The sequence below is a fragment of the Campylobacter sp. W0014 genome (assembly GCF_020135975.1).
Classification (GTDB): domain Bacteria; phylum Campylobacterota; class Campylobacteria; order Campylobacterales; family Campylobacteraceae; genus Campylobacter_D.
In genome coordinates, this window is record NZ_JACHTR010000008.1 from 1 (window position 1) to 15856 (window position 15856).

A 15856-nucleotide genomic window follows, 5' to 3' on the forward strand; every position below is an offset into this window, starting at 1 on the left:
TTTTTTTATTTTTAATTTAACCGCCATTATAATACCTCCGGTGCTAGTGAAACAATTTTCATAAAGCCACCATATCTAACTTCTCTACCTATTGGTCCAAAAATACGAGTTCCTATAGGCTCTCTTTTATTATCAAGAATTACTGCAGCATTTTCATCAAAACGAATTAAGGAACCATTATCTCTATGAATTTCTTTTTTAGTTCTAACGATAACTGCTTTTACGACTTGACCTTTTTTCACTTTACCATTTGGCAAAGCTTTTTTTACAGATGCAACGATAACATCACCCACAGTAGCATATCTTCTTTTGCTACCACCTAAAACCTTAATACACATAAGTTCTTTTGCACCGCTATTATCAGCTACTGCAAGTCTTGTAAAACTTTGAATCATTACTCAACTCCTGTTGCTAATACAGATTTTAAGCGAAATGATTTTCTTTTAGAAATTGGTCTGCATTCTACAGCAACAATAATATCACCAACTTTAACTTCATTTCTTTCATCATGAATTAGATATTTTTTAAAGCGTTTTACGATTTTTCTATATCTTGGATGAACAACCTTTCTTTCAACCAAAATACTTGCTGTTTTTTCTCCAGCAATTTTCACAACAACGCCTTGAATTTCTCTTTTAAATGCCATTTGTTATCCTTATTTTAAAGCGTTAATTGCTGTATTGATTCTAGCAATGTCTTTTTTAACTTCACTAACTTCTTTAGGATTAGCTAGCTGCATTGTTTTTAGCTTTTGTTTTAAAGTGAATAAAAGCAACTTTTTTTCTTTTAGCATTGTTGCAAGCTCAGCTGCTGTTTTATCTTTGATCTCAGTATATTTCATTTTGGCTCTCTCTTGTAACAAACTTAGTTTTAAATGGCAATTTATGCATTGCTAAAGTTAATGCTTCTTTAGCCATTTCTTCACTTACTCCTGCCATTTCATAAATAATACGACCTGGTTTGATATTCATTACCCATTCTTCAACAGCACCTTTACCTTTACCCATACGAGTTTCTAAAGGCTTTTTAGTTAAAGGTTTATCAGGGAAAACTCTAATCCAAGTCTTACCTTGTCTTTTAACAAAACGAGTTAAAGCGATACGAGCCGCTTCAATTTGACGTGAATTAATTCTTCCTGCTTCAGTTGCTTTTAAAGCAAATTCGCCAAAAGTAAATTCAGTCCCACGATTAGCATAACCTCTGTTACGCCCTTTCATCATTTTACGATATTTTGTTCTTTTTGGCATTAACATGATTACTTACTCCTTCTTGTGCGTCTTGGTTTTTTAGCTGGAGCATTTTCTTCGGTTTTTTCAGCCTGCAAACCTTTTTGTAATACTTCGCCTTTAAAGATCCAAACTTTAACGCCTATGTTACCATAAGTAGTTCTAGCTTCAGCAAAACCATAATCGATTTTTGCTCTTAAAGTATGAAGTGGCACGCGTCCTTCAAGATACCATTCTGTTCTTGCCATTTCAGCACCACCCAAACGGCCAGAAACTGAAACTTTAATTCCTTTGGCACCCGCTTTTTGTGCTCCTTGGATTACTTTTTTCATTGCTCTTCTAAAAGCAATTCTTTTTTCAAGTTGAGTTGCTACGCTTTCAGCTGCAAGCTGTGCAGAAGCTCCTGCTCTTCTTTCTTCTTTGATATTGATATTGACATCTTTTCCGATAAGATCTTGTAATTCTTTTCTTAAATTATCAACATCGCTACCTTTTTTACCGATAATAATACCTGGTCTTGCTGCAACTACAGTTACACGAAGCTTTTTAGCAGTTCTTTCGATCAAAATTTGACTGATTCCTGCATAATAAAGTTTTCTTTTTAAGAAAGCTCTTATCTTATAATCTTCGCCAATATTTTCTACCAAATTAGCTTTAGTTGGAAACCATCTTGACTCCCAATTTCTATTGATTCCTAGTCTTAGACCAATTGGATTTACTTTTTGTCCCATTAGCTTTCCTTTTTCGCTGTTACTTTTTTAGTGCTTGTTTTTTTAGCTGTTGTAGTCGCTTTTTTTTCAGAAGCTTTTTTAGTTGCTTTCTCTTCAATTTTTGTTTCTACTTTTGCTACTTCTACTAAAATATGTGAAGTAGGTTTTCTTATACGACTTGCACTTCCTCTAGCACGCGGTCTAAATCTTTTTAAGACAGCACCTGCATCCACGCGACAACTTTTTACAATCACTTCATTTGCTTCAAAACCGCCATTTGCTACCGCACTTGAAATTGCGTTTGCAATATATTTTGCTCCTTTATTTGGCATAAATTTTAAACTAGCCATTGCAAGTTCTGCATTCATCCCCTGAACTTCTCTAGCAATAAGTCTTGCTTTAGTCGGAGATAATCTTATGAATTTAATTAAAGCTTTACTCATAAATACACCTCTCCTTATTTACCTATCTTTTTCTGAACAGAACCTTTATGGCCTTTAAATGTTCTAGTCGGAGCAAATTCTCCAAGTTTATAACCGATATGATTTTCAGTCACATAAACTGGGATAAAACTTTTTCCATTATGAACATTAAAAGTTAAACCTATCATATCAGGAATGATAGTGCTTCTACGAGACCAAGTTTTTATAGGTTTATTATCATTAGCCTTTTTAGCAGCGATGACTTTTTTCATTACATGATCATCAACAAAAGGACCTTTTTTTAGTGATCTAGCCATCTTACTTTCCTTTTCTTCTTGAAATTATTAGTTTATCACTAGCTTTTTTACGGCGAGTTTTTGCACCTTTAGTCGGTTTACCCCATGGAGTTACTGGATGGCGTCCAGAATTCTTCTTACCTTCTCCCCCTCCGTGTGGGTGATCAACTGGATTCATCGCAGAACCACGAGTTTGAGGACGGATACCTCTATGGCGATTTCTACCCGCTTTACCTATAGTGATGTTAGACCATTCTTCATTGCCTACTTCACCAATACTAGCCATACATTCAGCTAAAACTTGTCTCATTTCTCCACTTGCAAGTCTTAAGATAACATATTTTTCTTCTTTACCCATAAGTTGGGCATAAGCACCTGCTGAACGGATCATTTGACCGCCTTTTCCTGGCTTTAATTCAATATTATGAACAATGGTGCCCACAGGAATATTTTTAAGCTTCATTGCATTACCTGGTTTAATATCAAGTCCGCCTTCTGCTGCAGCAACAATATCACCTACGCCTAATCCACGTGGTTGGATAATGTATCTTTTTTCACCATCTCTATAGGAAATAAGAGCAATTCTACAATTTCTATATGGATCGTACTCGATTGCTTCTACTTTACCCTCGATACCAAATTTACGACGCTTAAAGTCTATGATTCTATAAAGTTTTTTAGCGCCAGCTTCTTTATGGCGACTTGTAATTCTTCCATAACTATTGCGTCCCGCATGAGATGGAAGTTTAACAAGTAGTGAGCGAACACTTGGTTTTGCTGTAATATCCTCTGAGCTTAAACCAGTGATATATCTTCTACTTGGAGTATATGGTTTATAAGTTTTAATTGCCATCTTAAGCCTCCACATTTTCTAAGCTAACACCTTCAGGTAGCTTAACATAGAATTTTTTATAATCGTTTCTTTGTCCTAAACGACCTCTAAAGCGTTTAACCTTTCCACTCATTCTTAAAGAATTAATACTTTGTGGAGTTACGCCAAAATACTCTTTTAAAACAGCTTTTAAACTTGTTTTAGTCATTTTTGGAGAAGTTTGAATAACTACGACACCTTGCTCTTGCAAATTCAAACTTTTTTCTGTATAAAGTATTGTTTTAATATCAGTAATATCTGCCATAATTATCCTTCTTTTGTAATAGATTCTAACGCTGATTTTTCCATAATAACAGCATTAAACACAGATACCAAATAAGCATTAACTTCGGTTACATCTACAACATAGCAATTTGCTAAATTTCTGTAAGCTAAAAGTGTTTTTTCATCTAGTAAATCTTTAACAATTAAAGCATCTTTTACACCAAGCTTTTTAATAACAGCATTTGCATCTTTAGTTTTACCGCTTTCTATAGCCAAAGAATCTGCAGTAAATAAAGCACCTTTAGCTGCTTTATCTGCCAAAGCTCTTTCAAGTGCTAATCTTTTTTGTTTTTTATTTACTTTTTGAAAATAATTTCTTTCATTAGTTGGACCAAAAGCAACAGCACCGCCTACCCAAACATTTGTTCTAGTTGAACCTGCACGAGCACCGCCGCGACCTTTTTGCCTCCAAGGTTTTTTACCCCCACCACTTACATCACTTCTACCTTTAGTGTGAGCTGTATTTGCTCTAAGACTAGCAAGGTAAGATTTTACATATAAGTAAAGGTTATGTGGATTTACTTCTGCATATTTTGAAGGTAAATCAAGTTCACCTGCTTTTTCTAGTTTATCATTTAAAACGGTTACTTTACTCATTTTGCAATCCTTATTTTACCCATAGCTCCATTATACCCTGGAACTGCACCTTTAACAACCAAAATCTTATTTTCACTATCATAAGACACAACTTCGTTTTTAACAGTTATTTTTGTATTTCCATAATGTCCAGCCATTTTCATACCTGGTTGAACACGACCTGGCCATTCTCTATTACCTATAGAACCATGGCGTCTATGAAATCTTGAACCATGACTTGCCGGACCCCCAGCGAAATTATGTCTTTTCATAACACCGCTATAACCTCTACCCTTAGAGTTGAAACTTACTTTTAGAATTTTAGCTTCACTCAATGGAGTTTCATCTAAATCACCTGCTTCAGTATTTGCTACTTCCAAAGTTGCAAAACGATTAAATTCAGCAGAAAGATTGTATTTTTTTTGTTGCCCTGCGATACATTTATTATTTGTTTTACCTTTTGAATATGCTACTATCGCTTTTCCATTCTCAACTTCGCATACTTTTGCATTAACAACTCTTAGCAAAGTTACAGCGATACTTGGACTATTGATAGTTCTACTCATTCCAATTTTTTCTACAATGTATTCCATATTCTATCCTTTATTTACCCATGGCTCTAACTTCAACGCTTACTTCTGGCGCCAAATCAAGCTTAGTTAAAGAATCAACTGTATCTGGAGTCGCTGCTACAATATCTAGCATACGAGCGTGAATTCTGATTTCAAACTGCTCACGAGAATCTTTATTAATATGTGGAGATTTTAAAACTGTATAGCGTTTGATTTTTGTAGGCATTGGTATTGGACCTCTAATATCCGCACCTGTTCTTTTGACAGCTTCTACAATTGCTGCAACTGTTCTGTCTAGTACTCGATGGTCATAAGCTTTAAGCTTAAGCCTAATTCTTTCCATGATATTTCCTTTAAAAAGAACTCGTTAGTTTCAAACTAACCAAAAATAAAAATGAGAGTATAGTAAATTTGGCTTTCAAAAGTCAAGAAAATTTGATAAAAAATTATATTTTTTTCCTTTTTAAAAGGATAAAAATATAATTTATTTCTTATTTTATTGTTTGTATTTTTTTATATCTAAAATTTTCATTTCTTTATCTGTTATAAGACTTACAACCATAGCTCCTGAAACATTGCTACAAGTTCTTGCCATATCAAGTATAGGATCTATAGCTAAAATGATAGCCAGTAAGGCAAAATGACTTTGCATTCCAAGCCCTGAAAGCATAACAGAGATGATCATTATCGTGATACCTGGAATTCCAGCGATACCAAAAGAAGCAATGATACATAAAGCAATCGTTGTTAATATTTCACTCACACCTATAGGTATATTTAAGGCATGAAACATAAAAACAGCAATCATTCCTGCATAATATCCAGCACAACCATTCATTCCCATAGTTGTTCCAAGACTTGCAATAAAAGAAGCATTAGTATGAGTAACGCCTAAATTTTGAGTTAAAGTAGAAATGGTAATTGGCAAAGTTCCTGCCGAACTTCTTGAGCTAAAAGCCATCAATAAAGCTGGTAAAGCCTTTTTATAATACATAAAAGGATTTAACCCGTGAAGCAATAATAATAACGCATGCAAAATAAAAACAGCCATAAAAGAAACATAAAGTAAAGCTATAAAATAAATTGAATCAATAAGCACCCTATAGCCATTTAAAATCAAGGCATTAGCAATCATTGTAATGATAAAATAAGGTATGATTTTTATCACATGAAGACTAATCTTCATAATAACTTTATGTAAAAAACTAATCAATAAAGAAAAAATTCTAAATCCACGATTTTCTTTTAGACTTCTTGCGCCAAAAGATAAAATAAAAGCAAAGATAATCACCCCTAAAATATTGTTTGAATTCATAGCGCTGATGATATTATTTGGAATTAAATTTAAAATGATCTCATCTAAACCTTTAAGTTCGTGAAGATTTTTTGAATTTGATGCAAAAGCTATATTATTTCCAAGATTTGCAACCATTGCAATACAAATTCCAATACAAGCTGAAATGCCCGTTGAAAATAAAAACCAAAAAAAAGCGCGAGAAAACAAAGCTTTTATTTGAATCTTTTCATCTAAGTGCATCAAAACATGGATTAAAGAAATAAATACCAAGGGAATGACTAAAAGCCTTAAAATGCTTATATATAAAGTGTTTAAAAAATTCATCCAAACATGAATTTCATAAAACCAACGTAAAGAATTTGAAGAACTAAATTTGGATATTTCTTCATTAGGAAAACCTGCCAAATAAAGTAAAAAATACCCTAAAGTGAAACCAAAAATTAAAGAAATGACCATGATCAAATAAAATTTTAGTCTTTTTTTGAAAAATTTGATCAAGGCAAAAAGACAAGCGATTAAAATAATGAGTAAAAAACTTTTAATTTGGGATAAATGAAAAAAATTAGTTAAAAAATTTTCCATAAAAAACCTCTAAAAATGTTATTTTGCAACCTGCAAACTTAAAGGGGCAAATTATAGCATTAAAAATTTAAAAATCAATTTTATTATTTTTTATAAATGAGTAAAAATGCTTTTTTATTTTTAAAATATTTAATTTAAATTTTATTTATTTTTATTTAAATTATATTATAATTTTTAAATATTTAAAAAAGGAGGAAGGTGTGAAAAATATTATTTCATTAATAGTATTTTTACTATTGAGTGTTAGTTGCTTAGAAGCTAAGCCGAAAATTGTGATTTTAGCGACTGGTGGAACTATAGCTGGTTCGATTGATAGTGAACTTGAAACAACAGGATATAAAGCCGGGGTTATAGGCGTAGAAACCCTAATCAAAGCTGTTCCTCAAATCAAAGATATCGCACAAGTAAGCGGAGAGCAAATTGCTAATATCGATAGTTCTAATATGAATGATGAAATTTGGCTAAAACTAGCCAAAAAAATCAATGAGTTGCTTAAAAAAGATGTAGATGGTATTGTAATCACTCACGGAACTGATACCATGGAGGAAACAGCTTATTTTTTAAATTTAACCATAAAAAGTAATAAACCTGTTGTCTTAGTCGGTGCTATGCGCCCAGCAACTGCTATGAGTGCGGATGGTCCAAAAAATCTTTACAATGCTGTAGCTCTAGCGGCTAACAAAAATGCAAAAAATAAAGGCGTGATGATCGCAATGGATGATAAAATACTAGGCGCAAGAGGAGCAGTTAAAACCCATGCTCTTAATGTTGACGCCTTTACTTCACCTGATTTTGGAAATTTAGGTTATATAGTTGATGGAAGAGTCTTTTTCTATAATACAATTTCAAAGGATCATACCACAAAAACTCCTTTTGATGTTAGCAAGCTAAAAACTTTGCCAAAAGTTGATATACTTTATACTTATTCCAATGATGGAAGCGGTGTTGCAGCTAAAGCTTTATTTGATAATGGAACTCAAGGTTTGGTTGTAGCAGGAAGTGGAGCTGGAAGTATCCATGAAAATCAAAAAGAGGTCTTAAAAGATTTAATGAAAAAAGGATTAAAAGTAGCTGTAAGCACTAGAGTAGTCGCAGGTTCTGTAGCGGTAAGCAAAGATGATCAAAATTTAGGTTTTATCAGTGCTCAAAATTTAAATCCACAAAAAGCAAGAGTCCTTTTGATGTTAGCTCTTACAAAAACTCATGATAGTGCCAAAATTCAAAAATATTTTGAAAAATACTAAAATATTAAAAAGTCCGAAAGGGCTTTTTAATATTTGATTTCATTGGCTTTTAAAAAATCTCGCAATTTATCATATTCTCCATTTTCTAAATAGCGATATTTTCCAGCTTTTAAAACACCTAGATCTAAAGCTCCAAAAGCTACGCGCTTAAGATCCATCACTTCTAAATCAAAATGTCCAAAAAATCGTCTGAGTTCTCTATTTTTACCTTCATTGATCACTACTCTTAATTTGGTATAACCTCCACTAGAGCCAAAAATTTCAAAATCCAAAAAAGGAGAAAATGTCATAGAGGTAATTTTAGTTTTTACATGAGCGCCTTTTTTTTCATTTTTTATCTCTAAGCCATTTTGCATAGCTTCTATGACTTGCTTATTTACCACGCCTTTAACTTTAAGATAATATTCACGTTCTAAATCACTATGCATTAAAGCATCAGCTATAACAGGAGAATCCGTTAGCAAAAGCAAACCTTCGCTTGCAAAATCAAGCCTTCCTACGCTAAGCCAAGTATTAAATTGCCTTGGCAAAGTATCATAAATCGTCTTTCTTCCACGATCGTCTTTTTTGCTGACTATTTCACCTTTTTGTTTATGATAAATGATGACACTAAATTGCGTTCTTTTTTGTAGCCTTTTTCCTTTTAAAAAAACCTTGTCATCAAATTTAACCTCATCACTTAAAAGGGCTATTTTATTGTTGATTTTTACTAAGCCCTGTTTAATCAGTTCATCAGCTTCGCGACGTGAATAACGGCTATTGTGCGATATAAATTTATTGATTCTCATTGATCACATCACAAAAATAGTTGGAACTATAGTTGGATATTTTTTAATTTTTCTAAAAATATGCTTTCTAAGGACTTGACGAATTTGATTTTCTAAAAATCTTGGATCATTTAAAATTTCATCTTTTACATTAGCAAAAAATTGACTCAAAACATCTGCCATTTCTTTGGAAAAAGCATGATCATGCTTATCAGCTACAAGTCCATAACTAAAAACTCTAGGTTTATTTATAAGAGTTTTTGTTGTCTTATCAAGCTGAGCGATGATCACAACTATACCATTATCTGCTAAATTTTGACGATCGATTACAACATCATCGGCAATTTGCTTATTGATCTGATTATCTACAAAAACTTTACCAGTTTTAACCGTTTTAACACGCTTGATATATTTTTGGCAAATTTCAACCTGATCCCCATCGCTCATAAGATAAATATTTCTTTCTGGAATTCCACATTTCATAGCCGTTTCTTTATGCTTTAAAATATGATTATATTCTCCATGCACTGGCAAGAAAAATTTAGGTTTTACAAGCGTTAGCATTAATTTTTGCTCTTCTATGCTCGCATGGCCACTTACGTGAATTTCACTGAATTCTTGATACGCAACCTTAGCTCCTGCTTTTAAAAGATAATCAAGCACTGCAGAAACATTGGCTTCGTTACCTGGAATTGCCTTGGCAGAAATAATGACTTGATCTGTAGGTTTGATTTTGATAAATTTATGCTCATCCGTTGCCATTCTATAAAGTGCACTCATAGTTTCACCTTGACTGCCTGTAGTTACGATCAAAACTTCATTGTCTTTAAATTTATTCACCTCATCCGCATCGATAAAAATTTTACGATCAAGTTTAATATAACCAAGCTCCATAGCCGTATAAAGATTTCTTTCCATAGAACGGCCTATTACACAAACTTTTCTTCCATATTTTAACCCATAGCTGATCGCTTGAAAAACACGGTGTATATTTGAACTAAAAGTACTCATTATCACTCTACCTTTAGTCTTGGAAAAAATTTGATCAAAAGTTGGTCCTACTGAACTTTCGCTTTTAGTATAACCTTCTTTGTAAGAATTAGTACTATCACTTAAAAGGCATAAAACACCCTCTTCTCCATAATAAGCCAAACGGTTTAAATCACTAGGATAACCATCGATTGGAGTTTGATCTATTTTAAAATCTCCTGTATGGATGATCGTTCCTGCATTGGTTTTAATCGCCAAAGCTGAAGCATCGATCACAGAATGTGTAATATGGATCCATTCTACGCTAAATTCACCTATTTCATAAACTTTTCTTTTCTCAACCGGTCTAAACCATTTTCTTTCAGCTTTAAGATTGTGTTCTTCAAATTTATTTGAAATCATTCCAAGAGCTAAAGGCGTAGCGTAAATAGGAAATTGAAATTCTTTGAAAAAATACGGCACAGCTCCTATATGATCCTCATGTGCATGAGTGATAACAATACCTTTTATTTTATCTTTAATTTTTCTGATATAACTAAAATCAGGTATGATAATATCTACCCCGTGCATAGTCCCATCTGGAAAACTCATACCGATATCTACAATAATTGCTTCATTATTAGTTTCAAAAACAGTGATATTTCCACCAATTTCACCGAGTCCTCCAAGAGGAATAACGCGAATTTTGTGTTCACTAGAATTATTGTATTTTAAAGGGTGTAAACGGTTTTCATGTGAAACACGATTAGCTTCTATACATTCTGCAAGAGCTATTTGCCAATCTTCATTTCCGCTAAGCTTGGAAGGTAAATTGCGATTTCTTTTTTTTCTTTTTTCTTTAGATTCTTCATCGGTATTTTTAAAATTGGCATTGGCTTTTTCATTTGAATTTTTCAAATTCGCTTGACCAGGTGCTTCATTATCAGAATCTGTTGTTTTTTTCTTGCGATTTTTAAATTTATTATAAAATCTATTTTTCTTTGTTTTTACAGAATTTTCAGTGTTTTCATTGTTGTTTTCGTTCATAATCTTCCTTTACTCTTTCGTAAATTTTAAGGTATGAATCAACGCAAATTTCATGTGGTCTTGAGTTTAATTTAATTTCCAACTCTTTAAAAATCTCTTCCAATTTTATCTTGTGGTTTTTTAAATTCCCCATAAGCTGTTTTCTTGGAGATTTGAAACATTCTTTTAAAAATCTCTTAAAAGTGTCGATATGGCAAAAATCTTTGTATTCCCTAAATTTAGTCATTTTTATCACCGCTGACATCACCTTAGGTGGCGGAGAAAAATATTCAGGACTAACATCAAAAAGCATTTCGCAATCACAAATGACAGCACTTAAAATTCCCAAAGCTGAAAAATCTTTCTCTCCATGCTTGGCACAAAATTTCAACGCCATTTCTTTTTGCACCATTACTATTAAGCCTGAGCAATTTTCATCTTCTAAAACTTTCAAAATCAAATGACTCGCTATATAGTAAGGCAAATTGGCAACTAAAAAATACTTCTTTTCATCTAGGCATGCAATTTCACTCGCATCCTTATGAATTAAATTAAGCCTTCCGCACTCTAATTCTTTTTGAAATTTATTTTGCAAAATAGGAATAAGATCTAAATCAATCTCATACGCCTTTACATTAGAAATTTTCAAAAGTTCTTGCGTTAAATCACCTAAGCCAGGCCCAATTTCTACTATATTTTTTACACCATTGGGTATGGCTTGGATGATTTTATTTAATATGCTTTTATCATTTAAAAAATTTTGTCCGTAATGTTTTTTTGCTTTTACCATGATTGAACTTTTTATTTTAGCTAAAAATTCTTAATTTTAAGTCTTATTTAGCTAAAATTATACTAAAAATATATTTAGGAGAACTTTATGATTATTTGTGCTGGTGGTAATGAAAATTTTTCTTTTGCTAAAAGCATAGGAGTTGGCCTTATAGAATCGGGTATTAATTTAACAGAACTTTGTTTAAAAGAAAAACCTAAAAATCTAATTTTTATAGGAAGTTGTGGAATTTATGATAAGGGCGAAATTTTTGGAATTTATGAAAGCTCCCATGTTTTCAATATAGAATATTCTCAAATCAGTGAAAATTTTTATACACCAACACTTAATGAAATTCATTTTAATCCTAAAATTGAAAATGTTTCACAGGAAACATCTTATAAAATCAATTCTTCAAATTATATCTGCCAAAATGCTTCTGCAGCTAAAAAATTGGCTGAATTTGGATTAGATTTTGAAAATATGGAAGTTTTTTCCGTCTTTAGTGTTGCAAAAAAATTTAATATTAAAGCAAAATGTATTTTATGCGCAACAAATTTTTGCAATGAAAACGCACATGAAGATTTTCTAAAAAATCACAAAAAAGCTAAAGAAAAATTAGAAAACTATTTAAAAGAACACAACTATATTTAATTAAGGAAGATTATTTGAACAAACCTATTAATATTTTAGATTTTCTTCCAGAAGAATTAGAAGACAAAATTCAACCAACGTTTCGCGTGAAACAAATTTATCAATGGATCTATCAAAAATATGCTGATAACTTTTTAGAAATGAGTTCTTTACCTAAAAATTTAAGAGAAGAATTAAATAAAGAATATTATTTCGATGCTCTAAAATGTGTCTTTAAAGAAAAAAGTAAAGATGAAAGCATAAAGTATCTTTTTGAATTAAAAGATGGCTTACGCATAGAAAGCGTTTTATTGCCAATGAAAAAAGAAAAATTTGATGAAGAAGGCAAAAGAATAGCTCATGCAAAATTTACAATCTGCGTATCATCTCAAGTAGGATGTAAAAGCGGATGTAGTTTTTGCTTGACTGCAAAAGGTGGCCTTAAAAGAAATCTTAGCGCTGGAGAAATTGTTGCACAAATTCTCTATATTAAAAAAGATAACCAAATCCCTTATGAAAGAAGAATCAATATAGTTTATATGGGTATGGGTGAACCCCTTGATAATCTTAAAAATGTAGCCAAAGCAGTTAAAATACTCTCTTGTAACGATGGCCTAGCTATCAGCCCTCGCAGACAAACCATCAGCACAAGTGGCTTAGCTAAACAAATAAAAAAATTAGGAAAAATGAATTTGGGGGTACTTCTTGCCATATCACTTCATGCGGTAAATGATGAACTTCGCACAGAATTAATGCCGATCAACAAAGCCTACAATATCGCTGCTATCATGGAAGCTGTCAAGGAATTCCCTATAGATCAAAGAAAACGAGTGATGTTTGAGTATTTATTGATTGATAATGTAAATGATAAAATAGAACATGCCAAAGAGCTTGTTAAACTTTTAAATGGTATCAAGGCTAAAGTAAATTTGATACTTTTCAATCCTCACGAAGGAAGTTTATATCAACGCCCTAAATTAGAAAATGCTATCAAATTTCAAGACTTACTCAGCCAAAAAGGTGTAACCTGCACCATAAGAGAAAGCAAAGGACTTGATATTTCTGCCGCTTGTGGGCAATTAAAAGAAAGGGTAAAAACACCGTGACAAGTTTAGATATTTTTGAAATTATTTTTGTATCAGCAGTGGTAATTGTTGGTTTTTGTGGAATGGCTTGGGTTATTTTTAAAGACAAAACAAATAAAAGCTAATTCTATCTTTCAAATTTACCAACTTAGTATAATACACCGCTTTTGATCCGAACAAAAAATAAATGATAAAAGCAATCATTTATTTTTAACTATTTTAAACCAAAGCTGATTTGATCTTGGAAATTCTATTTTTTGAAGTTGTTTTAGAATTTTTTTGAGTTCTTTATCATCTAAATCTAAAAATTCTTTACAAAAGAAACCTTCCTCAAAAACATTGAATCTTTCATCTAATATTTTTTGAACTTTTATAGCCCTATCTTTTTTTGAAGTTTGAAAAATCAAAATATCCAAAGTATTGATTTGCTTTAAATTTTTAAAACAAATTTGAATAAAATCTTTATTTTGTATCATTACACTACTTTGGCTATTTATTTTGTAAAATCAACCTTAACCAAAGTCTTAGAAATATAAAAAATCCCAATATCATCTCTATCAAAAATATACACCAACGGTAAGCTTACTTAGGTAATTTTGCTTATATTCATAAATAGTTTTATCTTTGCATTTATAGCCCTTAACTTGTTTTATTTTATGCGGAGCTTGATTGATAAAAGTTTTTGTATTTTCACAAATGATTTCACAAACTGATTTTTTATCCATTTTTAAATGTGAAAAAAATTTTTCCAAATATGAATTATTTTCTAAAATAATATTTTTTCCATAGCTCATTTTTAGCATAAATTACTTAAAAATTAGCAAAATTATAAGAACTCTTTGAATAAATTAATGATTGCAAAACAAAAATTTAAAAATTTATTAAATTATATTGAGATAAATTTGAAGAAATGGTGTCAAGGGGGAGACTTGAACTCCCGACCTCCGGCTTATGAGACCAGCGCTCTAACCAGCTGAGCTACCCTGACAAAAAGTTTTTAAGTTAAAATTATAGCTTTTTTTTCTAAAATTTTTCTTTATTCTGAAAAATTTTAGCTATAATAACGATTTTAGACAGGTGTCCGAGCGGTTGAAGGAGCACGCCTGGAACGCGTGTAAAGTGTAAGCTTTCGAGGGTTCGAATCCCTTCCTGTCTGCCATTGATTAAAAAATATTAAGAAAAAATATGTTTAAATCTAGATTATTTATGAATTTAAAAGGAATTTCAAACGCTTTCATTCCGAGATTTATATTTCAAAAAAAATTAGATAAAATTTTTAATGAAATTTTAAAATACAAAGATTCCGAATTAGAATATATAGCTACTAGAGTTAATTACTACAACCAAATAAAAAATTATTTTAGCATTGAAAATCACAAAGAAAACAAAATAGGAAAATTACCTTTTAAAATACATCTTATGCGTATGATGCTTATGAAATTAGCAAATATTTTAAAGATAATTTTTTATGGAATAAAAAATTTTTAGATGTTAATTATACTTTTTCAAATCCTACAATTTGCAAATCAAGACCTATAAAAGAAAGTTCTAACAATATTTTACTTAATCTTGACAAAAATAGACATTTTGTATTTATAAAGATCCTTTAAAATTTAAAGAAAAAAAGATATAGCCATCTATAGAGGAGCGGTATATCAAGAGCATAAAAAAGAATTTTTTAAAGCTATTTTAATGCAAATTTTTGCGATATAGGAGATACTGGAAAGCACAATAGCCCCTATAAGAAAAATTTCTTAAACAAAAAAGAACAAACTAAATACAAATTCATTATCTCTTTAGAAGGAAATGATGTCGCAACGAATTTAAAATGAGCAATGAGTTCAAATTCTTTGGTATTATCTACAAAAATGACTTGTGAAACTTGGTTTATGGAAGGAAAATTAAAAGCTAATGAACATTTTGTTTTAATAGATAATGAAAATTTATTAGATACTATAAATTATTTTAAACAACACCCAAAACAAGCAATTGAAATCATAAATAATGCTCACCATCATATCAATCAATTTTTAAATAGAAAAAAAGAATTTCATATTGGCATATTAGTTTTAGCCAAATATTTTTATTATTCCAATCAATTAGAGATCAATCAAAAAGAAATTTTGCAAATATTCCAATAAAATTGCAAAAAATTTAATTTTTACTTAAAATTTTCAGGCAAAAAAAAGTAATGTTTTATTAAAATTCAAATTTCTTAAAACAAGGGGCATTAGCTCAGCTGGGAGAGCACAACGCTGGCAGCGTTGGGGTCAGCGGTTCGAACCCGCTATGCTCCACCATGGTTCCGTAGCTCAGTTGGTAGAGCACTACCTTGACATGGTAGTGGTCGTTGGTTCAAGTCCAATCGGAGCCACCATTTTTTAAAACTTTTAATAATCTTAAATTTGGTCATTCTGATATAAAATAGATTAAAATAAATTCTCATTAAAACGATATAGTAAATTAGTTATGATATAATTTTTAATTTAGTAAAATGTAAAAACTAAATTTGATATTTTAAAAATT

The 15856-nt window shown here is 31.2% G+C and carries 23 protein-coding genes and 4 tRNA genes; 8 read left to right on the plus strand and 19 right to left on the minus strand.

Annotation, left to right across the window (positions count from 1 at the left end; translation table 11 throughout):
* Window positions 1-26 precede the first annotated feature (26 nt).
* The 13 genes from rplN to H2277_RS03835 form a co-directional block, all read right to left on the minus strand.
* Entirely contained in the window at window positions 27-395 is a 369-nt protein-coding gene (gene rplN / locus H2277_RS03775) for a 50S ribosomal protein L14 (protein WP_137623847.1), read from the minus strand.
* Window positions 395-646, minus strand: a complete 252-nt coding sequence (gene rpsQ / locus H2277_RS03780; protein ID WP_337201055.1) for a 30S ribosomal protein S17 — start codon at window positions 644-646, stop codon at window positions 395-397. Before rpsQ ends, rplN begins: the two co-directional genes overlap by 1 nt.
* 9 nt (window positions 647-655) lie before the next feature.
* Window positions 656-841 (minus strand): 50S ribosomal protein L29, encoded by a 186-nt coding sequence (gene rpmC / locus H2277_RS03785; protein ID WP_337201056.1) that lies wholly within the window; start codon window positions 839-841, stop codon window positions 656-658.
* Window positions 828-1253 (minus strand): 50S ribosomal protein L16, encoded by a 426-nt coding sequence (rplP, locus tag H2277_RS03790; protein WP_137623849.1) that lies wholly within the window; start codon window positions 1251-1253, stop codon window positions 828-830. Before rplP ends, rpmC begins: the two co-directional genes overlap by 14 nt.
* 2 nt (window positions 1254-1255) lie before the next feature.
* Window positions 1256-1957, minus strand: coding sequence for a 30S ribosomal protein S3 (gene rpsC, locus H2277_RS03795; RefSeq protein WP_137623850.1), 702 nt, complete (start codon window positions 1955-1957; stop codon window positions 1256-1258).
* Window positions 1957-2379, minus strand: a complete 423-nt coding sequence (gene rplV, locus H2277_RS03800; protein WP_137623851.1) for a 50S ribosomal protein L22 — start codon at window positions 2377-2379, stop codon at window positions 1957-1959. Before rplV ends, rpsC begins: the two co-directional genes overlap by 1 nt.
* A 14-nt stretch (window positions 2380-2393) precedes the next feature.
* Complete coding sequence (gene rpsS, locus H2277_RS03805) at window positions 2394-2675, minus strand: 30S ribosomal protein S19 (protein ID WP_337201057.1); 282 nt, start codon at window positions 2673-2675, stop codon at window positions 2394-2396.
* 1 nt (window position 2676) lies between these two features.
* On the minus strand, window positions 2677-3507 hold the full coding sequence (gene rplB / locus H2277_RS03810; protein WP_337195809.1) for a 50S ribosomal protein L2: 831 nt from the start codon (window positions 3505-3507) through the stop codon (window positions 2677-2679).
* Between the two features lies 1 nt (window position 3508).
* The gene (locus H2277_RS03815) at window positions 3509-3790 is read right to left on the minus strand and encodes a 50S ribosomal protein L23 (RefSeq protein ID WP_137623853.1); all 282 of its coding nucleotides are present in this window, start codon (window positions 3788-3790) and stop codon (window positions 3509-3511) included.
* Window positions 3791-3792: 2 nt separating this feature from the next.
* Complete coding sequence (gene rplD, locus H2277_RS03820; RefSeq protein WP_337195808.1) at window positions 3793-4407, minus strand: 50S ribosomal protein L4; 615 nt, start codon at window positions 4405-4407, stop codon at window positions 3793-3795.
* Window positions 4404-4979, minus strand: coding sequence for a 50S ribosomal protein L3 (gene rplC / locus H2277_RS03825; RefSeq protein ID WP_137623855.1), 576 nt, complete (start codon window positions 4977-4979; stop codon window positions 4404-4406). The genes rplD and rplC overlap by 4 nt, the downstream gene beginning before the upstream one ends.
* 10 nt (window positions 4980-4989) lie before the next feature.
* Window positions 4990-5301: a 30S ribosomal protein S10 gene (rpsJ, locus tag H2277_RS03830; RefSeq protein WP_002779353.1), complete on the minus strand. Its 312-nt coding sequence runs from the start codon at window positions 5299-5301 to the stop codon at window positions 4990-4992.
* Between the two features lie 153 nt (window positions 5302-5454).
* Window positions 5455-6837 carry a cation:dicarboxylate symporter family transporter gene (locus H2277_RS03835; protein ID WP_337201058.1) on the minus strand — a complete coding sequence of 461 codons (1383 nt, stop codon included), beginning with the start codon at window positions 6835-6837 and terminating at the stop codon, window positions 5455-5457.
* A gap of 236 nt (window positions 6838-7073) precedes the next feature.
* Here H2277_RS03835 and H2277_RS03840 point away from each other — a divergent pair, with 236 nt between their 5' ends.
* On the plus strand, window positions 7074-8081 hold the full coding sequence (locus H2277_RS03840; protein ID WP_337201107.1) for a type II asparaginase: 1008 nt from the start codon (window positions 7074-7076) through the stop codon (window positions 8079-8081).
* A 26-nt stretch (window positions 8082-8107) separates the two neighbouring features.
* On the opposite strand, the gene H2277_RS03845 is transcribed toward H2277_RS03840, so the two are convergent.
* The 3 genes from H2277_RS03845 to rsmA are packed head-to-tail and all read right to left on the minus strand — an operon-like array spanning window position 8108 to window position 11633.
* Complete coding sequence (locus H2277_RS03845; protein WP_337201059.1) at window positions 8108-8869, minus strand: pseudouridine synthase; 762 nt, start codon at window positions 8867-8869, stop codon at window positions 8108-8110.
* 3 nt (window positions 8870-8872) lie between these two features.
* The gene (locus H2277_RS03850) at window positions 8873-10864 is read right to left on the minus strand and encodes a ribonuclease J (RefSeq protein WP_337201060.1); all 1992 of its coding nucleotides are present in this window, start codon (window positions 10862-10864) and stop codon (window positions 8873-8875) included.
* The gene (gene rsmA, locus H2277_RS03855; RefSeq protein ID WP_337201061.1) at window positions 10845-11633 is read right to left on the minus strand and encodes a 16S rRNA (adenine(1518)-N(6)/adenine(1519)-N(6))-dimethyltransferase RsmA; all 789 of its coding nucleotides are present in this window, start codon (window positions 11631-11633) and stop codon (window positions 10845-10847) included. The genes H2277_RS03850 and rsmA overlap by 20 nt, the downstream gene beginning before the upstream one ends.
* Window positions 11634-11720: 87 nt before the next feature.
* Here rsmA and H2277_RS03860 point away from each other — a divergent pair, with 87 nt between their 5' ends.
* Both H2277_RS03860 and rlmN read left to right on the plus strand, forming a co-directional pair.
* A complete protein-coding gene (locus H2277_RS03860) occupies window positions 11721-12266 on the plus strand; it encodes a purine-nucleoside phosphorylase (RefSeq protein ID WP_337201062.1) in 546 nt (181 codons plus the stop codon).
* A 14-nt stretch (window positions 12267-12280) separates the two neighbouring features.
* On the plus strand, window positions 12281-13351 hold the full coding sequence (gene rlmN, locus H2277_RS03865; protein ID WP_337201063.1) for a 23S rRNA (adenine(2503)-C(2))-methyltransferase RlmN: 1071 nt from the start codon (window positions 12281-12283) through the stop codon (window positions 13349-13351).
* A gap of 179 nt (window positions 13352-13530) precedes the next feature.
* Here the strand turns inward: rlmN and H2277_RS03875 are convergent, their stop codons facing one another.
* The 3 genes from H2277_RS03875 to H2277_RS03885 all read right to left on the minus strand — a co-directional run bounded on the left by H2277_RS03875 (window position 13531) and on the right by H2277_RS03885 (window position 14318).
* Window positions 13531-13806, minus strand: a complete 276-nt coding sequence (locus H2277_RS03875) for a hypothetical protein (RefSeq protein ID WP_337201065.1) — start codon at window positions 13804-13806, stop codon at window positions 13531-13533.
* 81 nt (window positions 13807-13887) lie between these two features.
* Complete coding sequence (locus H2277_RS03880; protein WP_337201066.1) at window positions 13888-14133, minus strand: hypothetical protein; 246 nt, start codon at window positions 14131-14133, stop codon at window positions 13888-13890.
* 108 nt (window positions 14134-14241) lie between these two features.
* Window positions 14242-14318 (minus strand) — tRNA-Met (locus H2277_RS03885).
* Between the two features lie 83 nt (window positions 14319-14401).
* Here H2277_RS03885 and H2277_RS03890 point away from each other — a divergent pair.
* From H2277_RS03890 to H2277_RS03910, 5 genes are all read left to right on the plus strand, one after another.
* Window positions 14402-14489, plus strand: a tRNA-Ser gene (locus H2277_RS03890).
* A gap of 26 nt (window positions 14490-14515) precedes the next feature.
* Complete coding sequence (locus tag H2277_RS03895) at window positions 14516-14818, plus strand: hypothetical protein (RefSeq protein ID WP_337201067.1); 303 nt, start codon at window positions 14516-14518, stop codon at window positions 14816-14818.
* A gap of 347 nt (window positions 14819-15165) precedes the next feature.
* Window positions 15166-15471: a hypothetical protein gene (locus H2277_RS03900; protein WP_337201068.1), complete on the plus strand. Its 306-nt coding sequence runs from the start codon at window positions 15166-15168 to the stop codon at window positions 15469-15471.
* An 83-nt stretch (window positions 15472-15554) separates the two neighbouring features.
* Window positions 15555-15630 (plus strand) — tRNA-Ala (locus H2277_RS03905).
* A gap of 1 nt (window position 15631) precedes the next feature.
* A tRNA-Val gene (locus H2277_RS03910) sits at window positions 15632-15707 on the plus strand.
* Window positions 15708-15856 lie beyond the last annotated feature (149 nt).